The following is a 19,134-nucleotide window of genomic DNA, read 5'->3' on the forward strand; positions in this document are numbered from 1 at the left end:
TCGGTACGAAATCAGCCGCCGACATCGGCGCTGATGACGTCGCCGAACAGTTCCCATTTCTCGCCTTTGAACTTCATCAGCTGCAACTGGCTGATCGGCGCGAAATCGTTTGCGGCGGTGTTGATCTTGATGCCGGGCAGCAGCACCTCGGTGCGGAAGTCCTTCAGGCTCGCGGCCTGCTTCATGATGTTCTCGCGGGTGAGGTTGTCGCCGCACTGCTTCAACACCTGGACCAGCGTCTGCGCCACGCCGAAGCCGACCACGGTGCCGCCGTCGAGCTTGTCGCCCTCGGGGAAGTCCTTGGCCATGAAGGCGTAGAATTCCTTCATGCCGGGATCATTGTCCCATTGCTTGTCGGAGGCATCCTTCAGGTAGGCGGCGGAGATGATGTCCTGCGCGTTCTCGAAGCCGGCCGGCTTGATCACGCTGCCGACCGACGCCGACACGTTGTTGAGGAAGTGGGTCGGCTTCCAGCCGATCTCGGCGACCTTCTTGATCGCCTGGGCCGCGAATTTCGGCGTCGCGATGTCGATGAAGATGTCGGCGTTGCTGGCCTTCAGCTTGACGATGTTGCTGTCGATGGTCGGCTGGGACGTCTCGAAACTCTCTTCGGCGACGATCATGCTGGCGGCCTTCTGGCCGAGGCCGTCCTTCAGGCCCTTCAGATAGTCCTTGCCGTAATCGTCGTTCTGGTAAAGCACCGCGATCTTGGCGTTCGGCATGTTCTTCAGGATGTACTTTGCGTAGATCTGGGTCTCGCTCTGGTAGTTGGGCTGCCAGCCCATGGTCCAGGGAAAGTCCTTCGGGTCGTTCCACTTGGTGGCGCCGGTGGCGACGAACAGCTGCGGCACCTTCTTGGAGTTCATGTACTTCTGGATCGCCGAGTTCGACGGCGTGCCGAGCGAGTTGAAGATCAGCAGCACCTCGTCGCTTTCGACCAGCTTGCGCGCCTGCTCAACCGCCTTCGGCGGCGAGTAGGCATCGTCATAGGAGATGAAGTTGATCTTGCGGCCGTTGATGCCACCGGCGTCGTTGATCTTCTTGAAATAGGCGGCCTCGGTGCGGCCGATGATGCCATAGGCGGACGCAGGGCCGCTGTAAGGCATGATGTTGCCGATCTTGATCTCGGTATCGGTGGCGCCGGTATCGTATTTCTTCTGGGCAAACGCCGCGCTGCCGGACGTGGTGACGAGCGCGAGCGCGGCCCCAAGGACCGCAAGTCTGGTGGTGGCGGACATCTATGTCTCTCTCCCTGTTGTCGGACGAATGTGTCGTGGCCCGCTTGAGGGGCTCTGTTATTTGGCTGCAGTCATTATCATTTCGGACGGTCCGCCTCAATGAGAAGCCCCTGCGACAACGCCGCAGGGGCCGCCTCTTTAGTCGACAATTTCGGGCTAGCCGCCGACGTCGCCGCTCAAAATGTCGCCAAAGCGCTCCCAGGTCTCGCCCTTGAACCGCACAAGTTGCAGCTGCGAAAGCGGCGCGAAATCGGTTGCCGAGGTATTGACCTTGATGCCCGGCAACAGCCCGCCGAGTTCGAGGTCGCGGATGCTGGCTGCCTGCTTCATGATGTTCTCGCGCGTCAGATTGTCGCCGCACGCCCGCAGCACGTGCTCGAGGCCCTGCGCGACGGTGTAGGCGTACATCACGGACGCGTCGGCGCGGTTTGCGTCGGGGTAGTACTTATCGAGGAATTCGTTCCAGGCGATCATGCCCTTGTCGGTCTTCCACTGCGGATCGGTCGGATCCTTCAGATACTGCGACGAGACGATGCCCTGGGCGGCCTCGAAGCCCGCCGGCTTGATCACGCTGCCGATCGAGGCCGAGACGTTGTTGAGGAAGTGCAGCGGATGCCAGTTGAGTTCGTTGTTCCTCTTGATCGCCTGCGCCGCGAATTTCGGCGTCGTGATGTTGAAGAACACGTCGGCGCCGGAAGCCTTGAGCCTGACGATGTGCGAGTCGATGGTCGGCTCCGTCACCTCGTAGGCGTCCTCCGCGACGATCATCGACGCCGCCTTGGCGCCGAGCCCGTCCTTGAATCCCTTCAGATAGTCCTTGCCGTAGTCGTCGTTCTGGTAGAGCACCGCGATCTTGGCGTCCGGCTTGTTCTTCAGGATGTACTTGGCATAGATGATGGACTCGCTCTGGTAGTTGGGCTGCCAGCCCATCGTCCACGGGAATTCCTTCGGGTCGTTCCATTTGGTGGCGCCGGTGGCGACGAACAGCTGCGGCACCTTCTTCTGGTTCATGTATTTCTGGATCGCCGAATTCGGTGGCGTGCCGAGCGAATTGAAGATCATCAGCACTTCGTCGCTCTCGACCAGCTTGCGCGCCTGCTCGACGGTCTTCGGCGGCGTGTAGGCGTCGTCGTAGCTGATGAAGGTGATCTTGCGGCCGTTGATGCCGCCCTCGGCGTTGATCTTGCGGAAGTAGGCGTCCTCGGTCTTGCCGATCACGCCATAGGCGGAGGCCGCTCCGCTATAGGGCATGATGTTGCCGATCTTGATTTCGGTGTCGCTGGCCCCGGTGTCGTATTTTTTCTGGGCAAGCGCTGCGCTGCTGAATGCGGAGACAAGCGAAAGCGCAGCGGCAATTGCCGCCAGTTGTCGTATTCCAGACATGCCGTTCCTCTCCCTGATAGCAGATGATGTGTCGTGGCCCTCTGTTTCGAGGGCTCGTTGTTATCAGCGGAAATTATCATTTTACCTGAGGCGTCTCAACGAAAAGCCCCTGCGGCATTGCCGCAGAGGCTGCGTCTTTAGTCGCGCTCGCTGATTTGCCCGGGCTAACCGCAGAGATTGCGGATAACTGAAGCGACGCTGTTGAGTTGAGCGCGCGGATGCCGACGGCTCTCGGCGGAGTTCAGTTGCTCAGATTGCTCGAAATGATGTCGCCGAACAGCTCCCACTTCTCGCCCTTGAACCGCATCAAGCGCAGTTGCTTGATCGGTGCGAAGTCGGTGGCCGAGGTGTTGATGCTGATGCCCGGCAGCAGCGTGCCGGGGACGAAGTCGCTCAGGCTGGCGGCCTGCTTCATGATGTTGGCGCGGGTGAGATCGTCACCGCACATCTCGATGACCTGCGCCATGGTCTGTGCGGCGGCGTAACCGTAGGAGGTGGCGCCGTCGAGCTTGTTGGCGTCGGGATAATTCTTCCTGAGGAAGGCCAGGAATTTCTCCATGCCGGGATCCTTGTCCCATTGCGGATCGGCGCCGTCCTTGAGATAGGACGCCGACAGGATGCCCTGCGCATTTTCGAAGCCGGCCGGCTGCATCACGCCGCCGACCGAGGCCGAGACATTGGCGACGATCTGCAAGGGCGTCCAGGCGATTTCGGCGGCCTTCTTGATCGCCTGCGCCGCGAATTTCGGTGACGTGATGCTGATGAAGGTGTCGGCGCCGGCGGCCTTCAGCTTGACGACGTGGTTGTCGATCGCGGGTTCGGAGGTCTCATAAGCCTCCTCGGCGACGATCATCGATGCCTTGTCGCCGAAGGCATCCTTCAGGCCCTTGAGGTAGTCCTTGCCGAAATCGTCATTCTGGTAGAGCACGGCGACCCTGGCGTCGGGCTTGTGCTTCATGATGTATTTTGCGTAGACCCGCGCCTCGTCCTGATAGGACGGCTGCCAGCCCATGGTCCACGGAAAGTTCCTGGGGTCGTTCCATTTGGAGCCGCCCGAGGCGATGAACAGCTGCGGCACCTGCTTCTCGTTCATGTACTTTCGGATCGAAGCATTGGTTGAGGTACCGACCGAGCCGAACACCAGCAGGACCTCGTCGTCCTCGACCAGCTTGCGGGTTTGCTCCACGGTCTTGGCCGGCGAGTAGCCGTCGTCATAGCTGATGAACGTGATCTTGCGGCCGTGGATGCCGCCGGACTCGTTGATCATCTTGAAGTAGGCCGCCTCGGTCCTGCCGATCACGCCATAGGCTGAAGCGGGGCCGCTGTAGGGCGCGGTGTTGCCGATCTTGATCTCGGTGTCGCTGGCCCCGGTGTCGTACATCTTCTGCGCCAGCGCGACATTGCCGCTCGTCAGGATCAGAGCGAATGCGGACACCAGCGCCGTCAGGGACGGGCGTACGGCAGTCATGTTTCCCCACCTCGGGTTCTTAGTTCGCAGTATTCAATACCATCGGCACAGGGCGTCAACAAAAAGCCCCCGCGACTGAGATCGCGGAGGCGCGTTGTTTATTTCCGCAGTGCAACGTTATTCGGAGGGGACGTCGCCGGAAATGATCTCACCGAACAGTTCCCATTTCTGACCCTTGAAGCGCTGCATCTGCAGCTGGGCGATCGGGGCGAAGTCGGTGGCCGAGGTGTTGATCTTGACGCCAGGGAGCAGGGTGTCGGGCGTGAAGTCCTTCAGGCTCGCCGCCTGCTTCATGACGTTGGCGCGGGTGAGATCGTCACCGCACATTTCGAGCACCTTGGCGAGCGTCTGGGCGGCGCCATAGCCGTAGACGTAGCCGCCGTCGGTCTTGTCGGCGCCCGGCATGTACTTGTCGAGAAACTCGGCCCACTTCTTCATGTTCGGATCGTTGGCCCACTGCGGATCGGCACCGTCCTTGGCATAGGCCGCCGACAGCACGCCCTGGGCATTGTCGAAGCCGGCCGGCTGCATCACGCTGCCGACCGAGGCCGACACGTTGGTGATGATCTGCAGCGGCTTCCAGCCGAGTTCGGCGGTCTTCTTGATGGTCTGCGCGCCGAATTTCGGCGTCGTGTAGATCAGCAGCACGTCCGGATTGGCGGCCTTGATCTTGACGATGTGGCCGTCGATCGACGGCTCGGAGATCTCGTAGCTCTCCTCCATGATGATGCTGGAGGCTGCCTTGGCGCCGAAACCGTCCTTGGTGCCCTTGAGGTAGTCTTTGCCGAAGTCGTCGTTCTGGTAGAGGATCGCGACCTTGGCGTCGGGCTTCTCCTTCATCAGCCACTTGGCGTAGATCTGCGCCTCGCTCTGGTAGCTCGGCTGCCAGCCCATGGTCCACGGGAAGTTCTTCGGGTCGTTCCACTTGGTCGCGCCGGTGGCGACGAACAGCTGCGGGATCTTCTTGGAGTTCAGGTACTTCTGGATCGCGGTGTTGGACGGCGTGCCGAGCGGGTTGAACACCAGCAGCACCTCGTCGCTCTCGACCAGCTTGCGGACCTGCTCCACGGCCTTCGGCGGCGAATAGGCGTCGTCATAGCTGACGAAGTTGACCTTGCGGCCGTTGATGCCGCCGCGGTCGTTGATCATCCTGAAATAGGCTTCTTCGGTCTTGCCGATCACGCCGTAGGCGGACGCCGGTCCCGAATAGGGGATGATGTTGCCGACCTTGATCTCGGTATCGCTTGCGCCGGTGTCGTATTTCTTTTGGGCGAATGCGGCAGTGGACGTCGCGGCAACAGCTATGATCGCCGCGGAAATCGCGGCGATCCGAACGGTAGAAAACATAATATCTCCTGGTTTGGTTCTATAGGCTCTTAACTGGTTTGAGCATGATCTCCGCGCAAACGCTTCGCGTTTGTCGCGAGGGAAAACCGCTTCGCACTTTTCCGGATCATGCCGTTAGTTTTTCTTGAGCTTCGCGGCCAGTTGCTGGGCAACGATCGCGACCTGCCTGGCGCCGTGCGGCACGAGGAAGATGACGAGGAACAGCAGCACGCCGAACACCGCACCCGAAAGGCCCTTGGAAATGCCTTCCGCGATGTTGGGCACGAAGATGATGAAGGCGGACCCGACGATCGAGCCGGGCAGCCAGCCGACGCCGCCGACCACCATGCCGAGGAACAGCGAGATCGCGAGCTGGATCGTGTAGCCGTCGGGCGCCACGAACTGCACCGCGATGGCACCGAGACCGCCGGCGACGCCGGTGATGCCGGCCGAGACGCCGAACGCCAGCGTCTTGTACAGCGCGACGTCGACGCCCATCGCGGAGGCCGCGATCTCGTTGTCGCGGATCGCCATGAAGGCACGGCCGGAGCGCGAACGCAGCAGGTTCACCGAGGCGACGTAGATCGCGATGGTCACCACCAGCGTGAAGTAGTACAGCCACATGTCCTGCGACAGCGGCAGGCCGAACGGGGCATCCGGCTTGGTGACCACGAGACCCTGCACGCCGCCGGTCCAGTGCTCGAAATAGCCGAGCTTGAGCAGCTGCGGCATCGCGGTGGCGAGCGCGAAGGTCGCCAGCGCCAGGTAGACGCCGGACAGCCGCAGCGCCGGCTGGCCGAACAGGAAGCCGAAGCCGAAGCAGATGATGCCGGCGATCGGCAGCGTGAGGGCATAGTTCATGCCCGCATGCTCCATCAGGATCGCCGAGGTGTAGGCGCCGACGGCGTAGAACGCGCTCTGGCCGAGCGAGAACTGGCCGCTTCCGCCGGTCAGGATGTTGAGCGCCAGCACCGCAAGCCCGTAGATCAGAAGCATCGTCATCTGGAAGATGATGAAGTTCTTCACGAACAGCGGGATCAGGACCAGCGCGGCGAGCACGATGAGCGACGTGCCATAGCCGAGCGTCATGGCGCGCTTGGGAACGGCCTCGACTGCGGGGGCTTCTGTGACGATTTCTTCAGCGGCGCTCATGATCAAACTCGCTTCACGATGGCGCGGCCGAACAGGCCTGCCGGTTTGACGACCAGGACGACGATGATCAGCGCAAGCGCGATCGGAAGTTTCAGCTCATTGCCGACGCCGGGGATGTAGGTGCCGACGAGATTCTCGAAGATGCCGACCAGGAAGCCGCCCATGACGGCGCCGAACGGGCTCGACAGGCCGCCGAGCACGGCCGCGGCAAATCCGTAGATCAGCACGCCGAGCATCATGTTGGGCTCGAGGAACACCACGGGCGCGATCATCATGCCGGCGATCGAGCCGATCGCCGACGCCATGCCCCAGCCGAGCGCGATCATCCACGAGGTGTTGATGCCGACCAGCCGGGCCGATTCGGGCAGCGACGCCGCCGCACGCATCGCCAGACCCACCCGGGTGAAGCGGAAGAAGAAGAACAGCAGCACCAGCATCAGCAGCGTGATGCCGATCATGCCGGCCTGGTGGGTCGAGATCAGCTGGCTGCCGAGGAACGGCGAGGAGCCGAACGGCGTCGGATACTGCTTGATGGTGAAGTCCCAGATCAGGCCGGCGACCGAGTTGATGATCGCGTAGAGCGCGATGAAGCCGGCGACGTTGGTCAGGATCGGCGCCTTGGCCAGCGGCTTGAACAGCAGCCGCTCGATGACGATTCCGGCGGCGAACGAGAAGGCGACAGTGAGCACGAAGGCGCCCCAATACGGCACGCCCCATTGCATCAGCTGCCAGGACACGAAGGTCGAGAACATCGCCATTTCGCCCTGGGCGAAATTCAGATGGTCGATGGCCTGGTAGATCATGACCACCGCGAGCGCCATGCAGGCGTAGATCGCGCCGGTGGCGATGCCGGCCAGGACCTGGTTGGCAAAAAGCTCCATTGTGCCAGCTCCTCAGTAGCCGAGATAGGATTTGCGGACGTCTTCGTTGTTCGCGATGTCCTTGGCATTGCCCGACATCACGATCCGTCCGGTTTCGATCACATAGGCCTGGTCGGCGAGCTCGAGCGCGAGCTGCGCGTTCTGCTCGACCACCAGGATGGTCACCTTTTCCTCGCGATTGATCTTGCCGAGGATGCGGAACAGGTCGCGCACGATCAGCGGCGCGAGGCCGAATGACGGCTCGTCGAGCAGCATCAGGCGCGGCCGCAGCATCAGCGCGCGGGCCACCGCGAGCATCTGCTGCTCGCCGCCGGACAGCGTGCCGGCCTGCTGGGTGTAGCGCTGCTTCAGCACCGGGAAGTGCTCGTACATCCGTTCGATGTCGGAGCCGATCGCTTTCGTGTCGGAGCGGCTGATGGCGCCGAGCTGCAGGTTTTCCTCCACCGTCATGTTGGTGAAGGTGCCGCGGCCCTGCGGCACATGGGCGATGCCGAGCCGGACCACGTTTTCGGTCGAGCGCGTGCCGATCGGCTTGCCCTCGAACTCGATCGCGCCGGTCGAGCGCACCATGTTGCAGATCGCCCGCAGCGTGGTGGTCTTGCCGGCGCCGTTGGCGCCGAGCAGCGTGGTCAGCGAGCCCTCGTTGAGGGAAAAGCTGAGGCCGTGCAGGGCCTGGACCTGGCCGTAATAGGCGCGCAGGTCCTTGACGTTGAGCATCGCGGTCATTGGTCCTTGCTCCCCAGATAGGCCTTGATGACGTCAGGGTCGGCCTGGACCTGGGCCGGCGTGCCTTCGGCCAGCTTGCGGCCGAAATTGAGCGCGACGACGTGGTCGGCGATCGACATCACGAGACCCATGTGATGCTCGACCAGCAGCACCGTAATTTTACGATCGTCGCGGATTTTGCGGATCAGGTCGCCGAGCACGTAGACCTCCTCGTGATTGAGGCCGCCGGCAGGCTCGTCGAGCAGCAGGATCTTCGGGTCTGCGGCCAAAGCGCGCGCCAGCTCGACGCGCTTCTGGGTGCCGAACGGAAGTCCCGAAACCACGGTGTGGGCGACGTCCTCGAGATCGAGATAGCCGAGGATGTCGTGCACCTTCTTGTTCATGTCGTTCTCGCCGCGGCGGACCCAGGCGAGGCGCAGCGAGTCGCTGACGATGTCGCTCGAGGTGCGCGCATGCGCGCCGACGCGCACATTGTCGATCACGGACAGATTGGGGAACAGCGCGACGTTCTGGAAGGTGCGGCCGATGCCGATCTCGGCGATCCGGTGCGGCGGCCGCGACAGGATGCTCTTGCCTTCCATCAGGATGTCGCCGGACGACGGCTGATAGAGCCGCGACAGGCAATTGAACAGCGTCGTCTTGCCGGCGCCGTTCGGTCCGATCAATCCGAGGATCTGTCCATGGCGCATGTCGAACGACACGCCATTCAGAGCGATGATGCCGCCGAACACGACGCTGACGTCGCGAACCGCGAGCAAGGGATCATTCCCCTGCGCGAGCTGTGCCTGCGTCATCTCGTCTCGCCCGCCGTCTTCGAGCGGTGCGAGCGGTCCTGCGACGTGCTTCGCCGGACGTGATGGAGGCTATCTGATCCCCTCGGCCAAACGTGCAACTTTCCCTCCTACTCTGGTCTTTTTGCTTTGTTCTTTTTTGGATTGCGGCGCCATTCCACCGAGCGCCTGCTCGATGTTCCTTACCATCGCGACAAGACGAGGTCCAATGTCGTTGAGCAATCTATCTTCCGTGAAACGGAATGCCGGTGCGCCGCAGTTGAAAGCATAGGGACCGGTTCCGTCGTTCAATCTCAATGCAACGCCGACCGCGGCGACGTCGTTCTGCCAGTCGCCCGCAGACATGGTGAAGCCGTGCTTCGCCACCGTCTCGCCGGAGCGCTCGATGCCATCGCGCATCTTGGCCCAGCGGCTGCCATAGTGATCCCGCAGCTCGCGCAGTAAAGCCGCGCGATCGTCGGGCGGCAATGCCCAAATGTAGGCACGTCCCATCGCGGTGGTTGCGATCGGCACCCGCGAGCCGACGTCGAGTTGCACGCCGAGCGCTAAGCCGTTCCGGCTCTGGCCGAAATAGATCATGCTGTGCCGGTCGCGGCCGCCGACAGCGACGGCGCCGCCGGTCGCGCGCATCACTTCTTCTCGATAGGGCTCGGACAAATGCCGAACGCCGAGATTGGCGAGCGCGGCATAGCCGAGCGCCATCGCCGACGGCGCGAGCTGATACTTCTCGAATTTCGGTACAGGTGTAAGGTATCCCAGCTTGGTCAGCGTGTAGGTCAGCCGGGAAATGGTTGGCTTCGGTAACTTGGTGCGGGCCGCAATCTCCTGATTGCCGAGCAGCCCGTCATTGGGCTGAAATGCACGCAGGACATCCAGTCCGCGGGAAAGCGCGACGACGAAATTGCGATCGGTCGCTACCTTCTTGCCGGCGCGCTTCATTCCCTGTCCTTGTCATGCTCGTTGACAAGGCTCGTGCTTCAAAATAACCCTCCGTGTCAAGATGTGGAATTAAATTTCGCAGTGCGAAATTGGTCTAATCGTAGCGGCTCAACGCAAGTCGTGCAGCTACTCAACACAAGTCCAAGAACAAGCATCCAGGGAGAGTCCCGGTGAGTGAAGTCGTCAAGCTCGAACGTCATGACAATATTGCCGTCGTCACGGTTAACAGCCCGCCTGTGAACGCGCTGAGCGCCGCCGTGCGCGGCGGCATCTTCGAGTGCATCAAGAGCGCGATCGATGACGCCCAGGTTCAGGGCATCGTGCTGACCTGCGCCGGCCGCACCTTCATCGCCGGCGCCGACATCACCGAATTCGGCAAGCCGCCGAAGCCGCCCGGGCTCGCCGAAGTGCTGAGCCTGATGGAGAGCTCGCCGAAGCCGATCGTCGCTGCGATCCACGGCACCGCGCTCGGCGGCGGTCTCGAGGTCGCGCTGGCCTGCCACTATCGCGTCGCCACCAAGGACGCCAAGCTCGGCCTGCCCGAGGTGAAGCTCGGCCTGCTGCCGGGCGCCGGCGGCACCCAGCGGCTGCCGCGCGCGGTCGGTCCCGAGCTCGCGGTCAAGATGATCGTCGGCGGCGATCCGATCGGTGCGGACGCGGCGCTGAAGGCCGGCTTGATCGAGGAGATCGTGGAAGGTCCGGCGTCGGGCGGCGAGGCATTCGCGCGCAAGGTGGTCGCCGAGAAGCGTCCGCTGCGCAAGCTGCGCGATGACGACAGCAAGCTCGCCGCGGCCAAGGCCGACCGTTCGATCTTCACCAATGCGGTCGCTGCGCTGACCAAGAAGTCGCGCGGCCTCGAGGCGCCGTTCGCCGCCGCCGACGCCGTCGGCGCCGCGATCGACCTGCCGTTCGAGGAAGGCCTGAAGAAGGAGCGCGAGGGCTTCCTCAAGCTGATGAACGGCGACCAGTCCAAGGCGCAGCGCTACGCGTTCTTCGCCGAGCGTGAAGCCGCCAAGATCTCCGGTGTCCCCGAGGGCACCAAGGGCCGCAACGTGGCGCGCGTCGCCATCCTCGGCGCCGGCACCATGGGCGGCGGCATCGCGATGTCGTTCGCCAATGCCGGCATCCCGGTCACCCTGATCGAGACCGGCGAGGAGCAGCTCAAGCGCGGCATGGGCATCATGCAGAAGAACTACGAGGCGACCGCCGCCCGCGGTGGCATCCCGGCGGACGCGCCCGCCAAGCGGATGGCGCTGATCAACGGCGTCGTCGGCATCGAGAACATCGGCGACGCCGATCTCGTGATCGAGGCCGTGTTCGAGACCATGGCGGTCAAGAAGGAAGTGTTCGGCAAGCTCGACCAGTACGCCAAGCCGGGCGCGGTGCTGGCCTCCAACACCTCCTATCTCAACATCGACGAGATCGCGCAGTCGACCAAGCGTCCGCAGGACGTGCTCGGCATGCACTTCTTCTCGCCGGCCAACGTCATGAAGCTGTGCGAGATCGTGCGCGCCGACAAGACCGCGCCCGACGCGCTGGTGACGGCCGTGTCGATCGCCCGCAAGATCGCCAAGGTGCCGGCAGTGGTCGGCGTCTGCGACGGCTTCGTCGGCAACCGCATGCTGGCGCAGCGCGGCAAGCAGTCCGAGAAGCTGTTGTTCGAAGGCGCGCTGCCGCAGCAGGTCGACGCCGTCGTTACCAAGTTCGGCATGCCGATGGGCCCGTTCGCGATGGGCGATCTCGCCGGCCTCGATATCGGCTGGCGCTCGCGCAAGGACCGCGGCATCAAGTCGGAGATCGCGGATGCGCTGTGTGAAGCCGGCCGCTTCGGCCAGAAGACCGGCAAGGGCTACTACAAGTACGAGCAGGGCTCGCGCGCGGCGCTGCCCGATCCTGAGGTCGAGAAGCTGATCGACGAGACGCTGGCGCGCCTCGGCCGCAAGAAGCGCGTCGTGAGCGACGACGAGATCCTCGAGCGCATGATGTACCCGATGATCAACGAGGGCGCGAAGATCCTCGCCGAGGGCATCGCGGCCCGTCCGTCTGATATCGACGTGGTCTGGCTCTATGGCTATGGCTGGCCGATCTATCGCGGCGGCCCGATGTTCTGGGCCGACACCGTCGGCCTCAAGCACATCGCCGATCGCCTGGCCTTCTATGCCAAGGAGACCAACGATCCCTCGCTCGAGCCGGCGCCGCTGCTGAAGAAGCTCGCCGACGAGGGCAAGACCTTCGCCTCGCTCGCCGCGCCGTCGAAGGCGGCGTGATTGGCTGAAGGCATTCAACTTGTCATTCCGGGATGCGCCGTAAGGCGCAGACCCGGAATCTCGAGATTCCCCGATGCGCAATTGCGCATCTTAGGTTCACGCTTCGCGTGTCCCGGAATGACATTTTCCAAAGTCTGGCATCCATGACCTATCCCGGCGAACAATATTATCCCAAGGGCGTGCAGTGGAGCGACGAGATCACGCGCGGCACGCTGCCGGATCTGCTCTCGACCGCGGCCGCCGAGTTCGGCGCGCGTCCGGTGCTCGAATTCCGCGACCGCCAGATCAGCTACGGCGAGCTGGAGGCCCTGGTCGAGACCGCCGCCGCCGCCTTCATGCGCGCCGGCTACGGCAGGGGCACCTCGGTCGCGCTGTTCCTCGGCAATTCGCCTGACCATCCGATCAATTTCTTCGGCGCGCTGAAGGCAGGCTCCCGCGTCGTGCATCTGTCGCCGCTCGACGGCGAGATCGCGCTGTCGCACAAGCTGTCCGATTCAGGCGCGCGGGTGCTGGTCACCAGCAATCTCTCGGCGCTACTGCCGACCGCGCTGAAATTCCTCGCCAAGGGTCTGCTCGACCGCCTGATCGTTTGCGAGGACGACAATTGGGGCAAGGTCGGCACGCCGCAGACTGCGTTGCCGGATAATCCCGCCATCATCACCCACCGGCAGTTCATCGATGGCGCCGCCAGGCCAGCGCAATGGCCCGCGGTCGACGTCGAGGACACAGCGCTGTTGCAATATACCGGCGGCACGACGGGCCTGCCCAAGGGCGCCATGCTCAGCCACGGCAACCTCACCGCGGCGGTGTCGATCTACGACGTCTGGGGCAAGCCCGGGCGGCTCGAGCGCAATGCGGTCGAGCGCGTGATCTGCGTGCTGCCGCTGTTTCACATTTACGCTTTGACCGTCGTGCTGCTGTCGGTGATCCGGCGTGGCCATCTGATCTCGCTGCACCAGCGCTTCGACGTCGAGGCGGTGATGCGCGACATCGAGGTCAAGCGCGCGACGGTATTCCCCGGCGTGCCGACGATGTGGATCGCGATCGCCTCGCTGCCCGATCTCGACAAGCGCGATCTCTCGTCGCTCGTGGTCGCCGGCTCCGGCGGCGCGCCGCTGCCGGTGGAAGTCGCAAAGATCTTCGAGCGCCGCGTCGGCATGAAGCTGAAGAGCGGCTGGGGCATGACCGAGACCTGCTCGCCCGGCACCGGCCATCCCAAGGAAGGGCCGGAGAAGCCGGGCTCGATCGGGCTGATGCTGCCCGGCATCGAGATGGACGTGGTGTCGCTGGAGGATTCTACCAGGGTGATGCCGGTCGGCGAGGTCGGCGAAATCCGCATCCGCGGCCCGAACGTCACCAAGGGCTACTGGAACAGGCCCGCGGAAACCGCGGAGGCCTTCGTCGGCGATCGCTTCCTCACCGGCGACATCGGCTACATGGACACCGATGGCTATTTCTATCTGGTCGACCGCAAGAAGGACATGATCATCTCCGGGGGCTTCAACGTCTATCCGCAGATGATCGAGCAGGCGATCTACACCCATCCCGCCGTGCAGGAGGTGATCGTGATCGGGATTCCCGACGATTACCGCGGCGAGGCGGCAAAGGCCTTCATCAAGCTGCGCGACGGCGAGAAGACGTTCTCGATCGATGAGCTGCGCGCATTCCTCACCGGCAAGGTCGGCAAGCATGAACTGCCGGCGGCGGTCGAGTTCGTCGACGAGCTGCCGCGCACCCCGGTCGGCAAGCTGTCGCGCCACGAGCTGCGCCAGCAGCAGCCGAAGACATCGCCATCCCATCAGCAACAGGCCGCGTCAGGGGCCCGTACATGAACGATGCGCCGCGTCAAAATGGATTGCCGTCGTCCCGGCGAAGGCCGGGACCCATACGCCGCGGCCCTGGCAAGGGGCACAAGCGGCAGCCGGCTTGGTCAAACAATAAGGGCCGGTGGTTATGGGTCCCGGCTTTCGCCGGGACGACCCAGTAGAAACAGATCGCAATTCGACGACCATTCGCTCAAAAGGAGGATCCGATGGATCTCGCTTTCACCAAGGAAGAGATAGCGTTTCGCGAGGAGGTGCGGGAGTTCTTCAAGAACAACGTGCCGGCGGAGACAAGGCGCAAGCTGCAGGAAGGCCGCCATCTGTCGAAGGACGAGATGGTCACCTGGTGGCGCATCCTCAACAAGAAGGGCTGGGGCGTCACCCACTGGCCGAAGGAGTTCGGCGGCACCGGCTGGACCACCGTGCAGCACTACATCTTCAACGAGGAGCTGCAGTCCTATCCGGCGCCGCAGCCGCTCGCCTTCGGCGTCAGCATGGTCGGTCCGGTCATCTACACCTTCGGCAATGAGAAGCAGAAGAAGGAATATCTGCCGCGCATCGCCAATGTCGACGACTGGTGGTGCCAGGGCTTCTCGGAGCCGGGCTCGGGTTCGGACCTCGCTTCGCTGAAGACCACGGCCGAGCGCCGTGGCGACAAATGGATCATCAACGGCCAGAAGACCTGGACAACGCTCGCCCAGCACGCCGACATGATCTTCTGCCTCTGCCGCACCGACAAGAACGCGAAGAAGCAGATGGGCATCTCCTTCATCGTGTTCTCGATGAAGTCGAAGGGCGTCACGGTGCGCCCGATCCAGACCATCGACGGCGGCCACGAGGTCAACGAAGTGTTCTTCGACGACGTCGAGGTGCCCTACGAGAATCTGATCGGCGAGGAGAACAAGGGCTGGGATTACGCCAAATTCCTGCTCGGCAATGAGCGCACCGGCATCGCCCGGGTCGGCGTCTCGAAGGAGCGGCTGCGGCGCATCCGCGCGCTGGCCTCCAAGGTGGAGTCCGGCGGCCGTCCCGTCATCGAGGATCCGGCGTTCCGCGAGAAGCTCACGGCCTGCGAGATCGAGCTGAAGGCGCTTGAGCTCACCCAGCTCCGCGTCGTCGCCGACGAAGGCAAGCACGGCAAGGGCAAGCCCAATCCGGCGTCCTCCGTGCTCAAGATCAAGGGCTCGGAAATCCAGCAGACCACGACCGAGCTGCTGATGGAGATCATCGGTCCGTTCGCCGCGCCCTATGACGAGCACGGCGATGCCGGCTCGAACGAAAGCATGGATTGGACCGCGCAGATCGCGCCGAGCTACTTCAACAACCGCAAGGTTTCGATCTACGGCGGCTCCAACGAGATCCAGCGCAACATCATCAGCAAGGCCGTGCTGGGGCTTTGATCTTGTCTCCCTCCCCCCGCCCTTCGCGGGGAGAGGTGAGGGGGCCCGGTTTCGGTAACGACTTTCAGTTTAAGGGAACGAACATGGATTTTGATCTGTCCGAGGAGCAGCGGCTGCTCAAGGAAAGCGTCGACGGGTTGCTGGCGGATGCCTACGACTTCGATGCCCGCAAGAAGTACATGAAGGAGAAGGGCGGCTGGAGCAAAGCGCTCTGGGGCAAGCTCGCCGAGCAGGGCCTGCTCGGTCTGCCTTTCGCGGAGACTGACGGCGGCTTCGGCGCCGGTGCGGTCGAGACCATGATCGTGATGGAAGCGCTCGGCAAGGCGCTGGTGGTCGAGCCCTATCTCGCCACCGTCGTGGTCGCCGGCGGTTTCCTGCGCCATGGCGGCTCGGCTGAGCAGAAGGCCAAGTACATCCCCGGCATCATCGACGGCAGCAAGACCTTCGGCTTTGCCCAGCTCGAGAAGAACTCGCGCTACGACCTGTTCGACGTCGTGACCACAGCGAAGAAGAAGGGCAGTGGCTGGGTGATCGACGGCGAGAAGTTCGTCGTGCTCAACGGCGAGAACGCCGACACGCTTGTCGTGACCGCGCGCACCAAGGGCGGCCAGCGCGACAAGACCGGCATCGGCGTGTTCCTGGTCCCGGCGGATGCCAAGGGCGTCACCAGGAAGGGCTATCCCACCCAGGACGGCCTGCACGCAGCCGACATCACCTTCACCAATGTCGAGGTCGGCGCCGATGCTGCGATCGGCGATCCCGAGAACGGCCTGCCCCTGATCGAGCGCGTCGCCGACGAAGCCCGCACCGCGCTGTGCGCGGAAGCCGTCGGCGCGATGGACGAGTCGCTCAAGGAGACCGTCGAGTACATCAAGACCCGCAAGCAGTTCGGCGTTGCGATCGGCTCGTTCCAGAGCCTGCAGCACCGCGCGGCCGACATGTTCGTGGCGCTGGAGCAGGCCCGCAGCATGTCGATGTTCGCGACCATGGCGTCTGACTTCCACGATGCCAAGGAGCGCGCGTCTGCGGTTGCGGCGGCCAAGGTGCAGGTCGGCAAGTCCCTGAAGTTCGTCGGCCAGCAGTCGATCCAGCTTCACGGCGGCATCGGCATGACAATGGAAGCCAAGATCGGCCACTACTTCAAGCGGCTGACCATGATCGAGAACACGCTCGGCGACACCGACTACCACCTCCGTCGCGTCAGCGAGGGGGGCGGGCTGCTGGCGTAACCCTACACACGTCATTCCGGGGCTCGCGAAGCGAGAACCCGGAATCTCGCGCCACACAACCTCTAGATTCCGGGTCTGCGCCTTGCGGCGCATCCCGGAATGACGCGTCAATAACAGGGAGGCAACAACAATGAAAAACACCCCGTTTGATCTCACCGGCCGGGTTGCGGTCATCACCGGCTCGAGCCGCGGCATCGGCCGCTCCTCCGCGGAGCTCCTCGCAAAACTCGGCGCCAAGGTCGTGATCTCCTCGCGCAAGGCGGATGCCTGCCAGGAGGTCGCCGACGGCATCAAGAAGGCCGGCGGCGATGCGCTCGTCATTCCCTGCAACATTTCACGCCGCGAGGAAGTCGAGGCGCTGATCTCAGGCACGATCAAGCATTACGGCAAGATCGATACCCTGGTCTGCAATGCCGCGGTGAATCCCTATTACGGACCGCTGCTCGACATCAAAGACGAGGCCTTCGACAAGATCATGGGCTCGAACGTCAAGAGCAACATCTGGCTCTGCGCGCTGGCAGTGCCGCAGATGGCCGAACGCGGCAAAGGCTCGGTCGTGATCATCTCCTCGATCGGCGGCTTGCGCGGCTCGACCGTGATCGGCGCCTACGGCATCTCCAAGGCGGCCGACTTCGCGCTGTGCCGCAGCCTTGCCGGCGAATGGGGGCCGAAGGGCGTGCGGGTCAATTGCGTGGCGCCGGGCCTGGTGAAAACCGACTTCGCCCGCGCGCTGTGGGAGGATCCGGAGAATCTGAAGCGCCGCACCGCGTCGTCGCCGCTCCGCCGCATCGGCGAGCCCGACGAGATCGCGGGCGCCGTGGCCTATCTCGCCTCCGACGCCTCGACCTTCATGACCGGCCAGACCATCGTGGTCGACGGCGGTGTGACGACGGCGGCGACGTAACGGCTTGCTCGCTTTGCCTCTCCCGCTCGCGGGCAGGGCAATCGCATATGAAAAGTTCGGTGTCGTCCCGGCGAAGGCCGGGACCCATAACCGCAGGATTTGGTTTGACGAAGGCTCGTGGTCGCTCGCCCGCGCCGCAACCGCTCCCTGGGGTTATGGGTCCCGGCCTACGCCGGGACGACATACGCTTCCGGGCTTCTACGCCCCTCAGACCCGCTCCAGCGCCTGCACAAAATCCTCGATCAAATCGTCGGGGTGCTCGAGCCCGGCCGAGAAGCGAATAAAGCCTTCGCTGATGCCGAGCTCGGCGCGGGCCTCCGGCGCCAGGCGCTGATGCGTCGTGGTGGCGGGGTGCGTGACCAGGCTCTTGGCATCGCCGAGATTGTTGGAGATGCGCGAGATCTTCAGCGCGTTGAGGCAGCGGAAGGCGCCGGCCTTGCCGTCCTTCACCTCGAAGCCGACCAGCGTCGAGCCGGCGCCCATCTGCTTCTTCACCGTCTCGGCCTGCGGATGATCGGGACGGCCGGGATAGACCAGCCGCGTGATCTTCGGATGGTTCGCCAGCGCCTCGGCGATCTTCGCCGCGTTCTCGGTCTGGGCGCGGACACGGACGCCGAGCGTCTCCAGTCCTTTCAGCAGCACCCAGGCGTTGAACGGCGACAGTGACGGGCCGGTCTGGCGCATGAAATTATGGATGTGCTCGGCGATGAAGGCTTCCGACGACAGGATGACGCCGCCGAGGCAGCGGCCCTGGCCGTCGATATGCTTGGTCGCGGAATAGACCACGACGTCTGCGCCGAGCGACAGCGGGCTCTGCCAGATCGGCGTCGCGAACACGTTGTCGACGATCAGCCGGGCGCCGCCGCTATGCGCGATCTTGGCGATCGCGCCGATGTCGAGCACGTCGAGTGTCGGATTGGTCGGGCTCTCCAGGAAGAAGGTTTTGGTGTTCGGCCGCAGGGCGCGCTGCCACTGGTCGAGATCGAGGCCGTCGACCAGCGTCGTCTCGATGCCGTAGCGCGGCAGCAGGTCCTGCACGACATAGAGGCAGGAGCCGAACAGCGCCTTCGACGCCACCACGTGATCGCCGGCCTTCAGCGGCGCGAGGATCGCGGTGGTCACCGCGGCCATGCCGGTCGCGGTCGAGCGCGCGGCTTCCGCGCCCTCGAGCTCGATCATGCGGCGCTCGAACATCGCGATGGTCGGATTGGAATAGCGCGAATAGATGAAGCCGGGATCCTGGCCCTTGAAGCGCGCCTCGCATTGCTCGGCGGTGTCGTAGACGTAGCCCTGGGTGAGAAAAAGCCCTTCCGACGTTTCCCCGAATTGCGAGCGCAGCGTGCCGCCATGGACGAGGCGGGTTTCGGGACGATAGCGGGCGGTACCTTCAGATTCAGACATGTGACCTCCGAAGTGGCCATTTCCCTCGGAAATGGCCACAAAAAAACCGGCCTGGAGCAACCTCCACAAGCCGGGATCACACTGTCCCCGGCCTGTTTAGCGACTTATTTAACGTGGCTGCAAGCCGGCCGGCTCAAATCACCACGGGATAAGTGCAGCTGATATTCCCTCGCGCCCTTTCCGTCAAGACGGTCATCGGATAACCC

15 protein-coding genes and 1 riboswitch are annotated in these 19,134 nt (G+C 63.5%); of the genes, 5 read left to right on the plus strand and 10 right to left on the minus strand.

Annotated elements, in window-relative coordinates; translation table 11 throughout:
• Positions 1-11 precede the first annotated feature (11 nt).
• The 9 genes from ACVILL_RS16080 to ACVILL_RS16120 all read right to left on the minus strand — a co-directional run bounded on the left by ACVILL_RS16080 (position 12) and on the right by ACVILL_RS16120 (position 9,904).
• The gene (locus ACVILL_RS16080; protein WP_456729948.1) at positions 12-1,238 is read right to left on the minus strand and encodes an ABC transporter substrate-binding protein; all 1,227 of its coding nucleotides are present in this window, start codon (positions 1,236-1,238) and stop codon (positions 12-14) included.
• A 156-nt stretch (positions 1,239-1,394) separates the two neighbouring features.
• A complete protein-coding gene (locus tag ACVILL_RS16085; RefSeq protein WP_456729949.1) occupies positions 1,395-2,621 on the minus strand; it encodes an ABC transporter substrate-binding protein in 1,227 nt (408 codons plus the stop codon).
• Positions 2,622-2,862: 241 nt separating this feature from the next.
• The gene (locus ACVILL_RS16090) at positions 2,863-4,089 is read right to left on the minus strand and encodes an ABC transporter substrate-binding protein (RefSeq protein WP_456729950.1); all 1,227 of its coding nucleotides are present in this window, start codon (positions 4,087-4,089) and stop codon (positions 2,863-2,865) included.
• Positions 4,090-4,206: 117 nt separating this feature from the next.
• Positions 4,207-5,436: an ABC transporter substrate-binding protein gene (locus ACVILL_RS16095; RefSeq protein ID WP_456729951.1), complete on the minus strand. Its 1,230-nt coding sequence runs from the start codon at positions 5,434-5,436 to the stop codon at positions 4,207-4,209.
• Positions 5,437-5,550: 114 nt separating this feature from the next.
• Entirely contained in the window at positions 5,551-6,567 is a 1,017-nt protein-coding gene (locus tag ACVILL_RS16100; RefSeq protein ID WP_456729952.1) for a branched-chain amino acid ABC transporter permease, read from the minus strand.
• A gap of 2 nt (positions 6,568-6,569) precedes the next feature.
• Positions 6,570-7,448, minus strand: coding sequence for a branched-chain amino acid ABC transporter permease (locus tag ACVILL_RS16105; RefSeq protein ID WP_456729953.1), 879 nt, complete (start codon positions 7,446-7,448; stop codon positions 6,570-6,572).
• A gap of 12 nt (positions 7,449-7,460) precedes the next feature.
• Positions 7,461-8,174 carry an ABC transporter ATP-binding protein gene (locus ACVILL_RS16110; protein WP_050406253.1) on the minus strand — a complete coding sequence of 238 codons (714 nt, stop codon included), beginning with the start codon at positions 8,172-8,174 and terminating at the stop codon, positions 7,461-7,463.
• The gene (locus ACVILL_RS16115) at positions 8,171-8,968 is read right to left on the minus strand and encodes an ABC transporter ATP-binding protein (RefSeq protein WP_095731499.1); all 798 of its coding nucleotides are present in this window, start codon (positions 8,966-8,968) and stop codon (positions 8,171-8,173) included. The genes ACVILL_RS16110 and ACVILL_RS16115 overlap by 4 nt, the downstream gene beginning before the upstream one ends.
• A gap of 69 nt (positions 8,969-9,037) precedes the next feature.
• Positions 9,038-9,904 (minus strand): IclR family transcriptional regulator, encoded by an 867-nt coding sequence (locus ACVILL_RS16120; RefSeq protein ID WP_456729954.1) that lies wholly within the window; start codon positions 9,902-9,904, stop codon positions 9,038-9,040.
• Between the two features lie 170 nt (positions 9,905-10,074).
• On the opposite strand from ACVILL_RS16120, the gene ACVILL_RS16125 reads away from it, so the two are divergent.
• The 5 genes from ACVILL_RS16125 (at position 10,075) to ACVILL_RS16145 (ending at position 17,527) form a co-directional block, all read left to right on the plus strand.
• On the plus strand, positions 10,075-12,171 hold the full coding sequence (locus tag ACVILL_RS16125) for a 3-hydroxyacyl-CoA dehydrogenase NAD-binding domain-containing protein (protein WP_456729955.1): 2,097 nt from the start codon (positions 10,075-10,077) through the stop codon (positions 12,169-12,171).
• Between the two features lie 143 nt (positions 12,172-12,314).
• Entirely contained in the window at positions 12,315-14,003 is a 1,689-nt protein-coding gene (pimA, locus tag ACVILL_RS16130; RefSeq protein WP_456729956.1) for a dicarboxylate--CoA ligase PimA, read from the plus strand.
• Positions 14,004-14,203: 200 nt separating this feature from the next.
• The gene (gene pimC, locus ACVILL_RS16135; RefSeq protein WP_456729957.1) at positions 14,204-15,394 is read left to right on the plus strand and encodes a pimeloyl-CoA dehydrogenase large subunit; all 1,191 of its coding nucleotides are present in this window, start codon (positions 14,204-14,206) and stop codon (positions 15,392-15,394) included.
• Between the two features lie 83 nt (positions 15,395-15,477).
• The gene (pimD, locus tag ACVILL_RS16140) at positions 15,478-16,623 is read left to right on the plus strand and encodes a pimeloyl-CoA dehydrogenase small subunit (protein WP_456729958.1); all 1,146 of its coding nucleotides are present in this window, start codon (positions 15,478-15,480) and stop codon (positions 16,621-16,623) included.
• Positions 16,624-16,753: 130 nt separating this feature from the next.
• Positions 16,754-17,527: an SDR family NAD(P)-dependent oxidoreductase gene (locus ACVILL_RS16145; RefSeq protein WP_456729959.1), complete on the plus strand. Its 774-nt coding sequence runs from the start codon at positions 16,754-16,756 to the stop codon at positions 17,525-17,527.
• Between the two features lie 207 nt (positions 17,528-17,734).
• Here the strand turns inward: ACVILL_RS16145 and ACVILL_RS16150 are convergent, their stop codons facing one another.
• A complete protein-coding gene (locus ACVILL_RS16150; RefSeq protein WP_456729960.1) occupies positions 17,735-18,928 on the minus strand; it encodes an O-succinylhomoserine sulfhydrylase in 1,194 nt (397 codons plus the stop codon).
• A 75-nt stretch (positions 18,929-19,003) separates the two neighbouring features.
• Positions 19,004-19,083: riboswitch (SAM riboswitch) on the minus strand.
• Positions 19,084-19,134: the final 51 nt, after the last annotated feature.

The organism is Bradyrhizobium sp. USDA 3364, from assembly GCF_054056355.1.

Coding starts and splice junctions, on each gene's coding strand:
- ACVILL_RS16110 (WP_050406253.1), bottom strand. CDS start 8,174: ATGACCGCGATGCTCAACGTCAAGGACCTGCGCGCCTATTACGGCCAG.
- ACVILL_RS16115 (WP_095731499.1), bottom strand. CDS start 8,968: ATGACGCAGGCACAGCTCGCGCAGGGGAATGATCCCTTGCTCGCGGTT.
- ACVILL_RS16120 (WP_456729954.1), bottom strand. CDS start 9,904: ATGAAGCGCGCCGGCAAGAAGGTAGCGACCGATCGCAATTTCGTCGTC.
- ACVILL_RS16150 (WP_456729960.1), bottom strand. CDS start 18,928: ATGTCTGAATCTGAAGGTACCGCCCGCTATCGTCCCGAAACCCGCCTC.
- ACVILL_RS16080 (WP_456729948.1), bottom strand. CDS start 1,238: ATGTCCGCCACCACCAGACTTGCGGTCCTTGGGGCCGCGCTCGCGCTC.
- pimD (WP_456729958.1), top strand. CDS start 15,478: ATGGATTTTGATCTGTCCGAGGAGCAGCGGCTGCTCAAGGAAAGCGTC.
- ACVILL_RS16085 (WP_456729949.1), bottom strand. CDS start 2,621: ATGTCTGGAATACGACAACTGGCGGCAATTGCCGCTGCGCTTTCGCTT.
- ACVILL_RS16100 (WP_456729952.1), bottom strand. CDS start 6,567: ATGAGCGCCGCTGAAGAAATCGTCACAGAAGCCCCCGCAGTCGAGGCC.
- ACVILL_RS16090 (WP_456729950.1), bottom strand. CDS start 4,089: ATGACTGCCGTACGCCCGTCCCTGACGGCGCTGGTGTCCGCATTCGCT.
- pimA (WP_456729956.1), top strand. CDS start 12,315: ATGACCTATCCCGGCGAACAATATTATCCCAAGGGCGTGCAGTGGAGC.
- ACVILL_RS16145 (WP_456729959.1), top strand. CDS start 16,754: ATGAAAAACACCCCGTTTGATCTCACCGGCCGGGTTGCGGTCATCACC.
- pimC (WP_456729957.1), top strand. CDS start 14,204: ATGGATCTCGCTTTCACCAAGGAAGAGATAGCGTTTCGCGAGGAGGTG.
- ACVILL_RS16105 (WP_456729953.1), bottom strand. CDS start 7,448: ATGGAGCTTTTTGCCAACCAGGTCCTGGCCGGCATCGCCACCGGCGCG.
- ACVILL_RS16095 (WP_456729951.1), bottom strand. CDS start 5,436: ATGTTTTCTACCGTTCGGATCGCCGCGATTTCCGCGGCGATCATAGCT.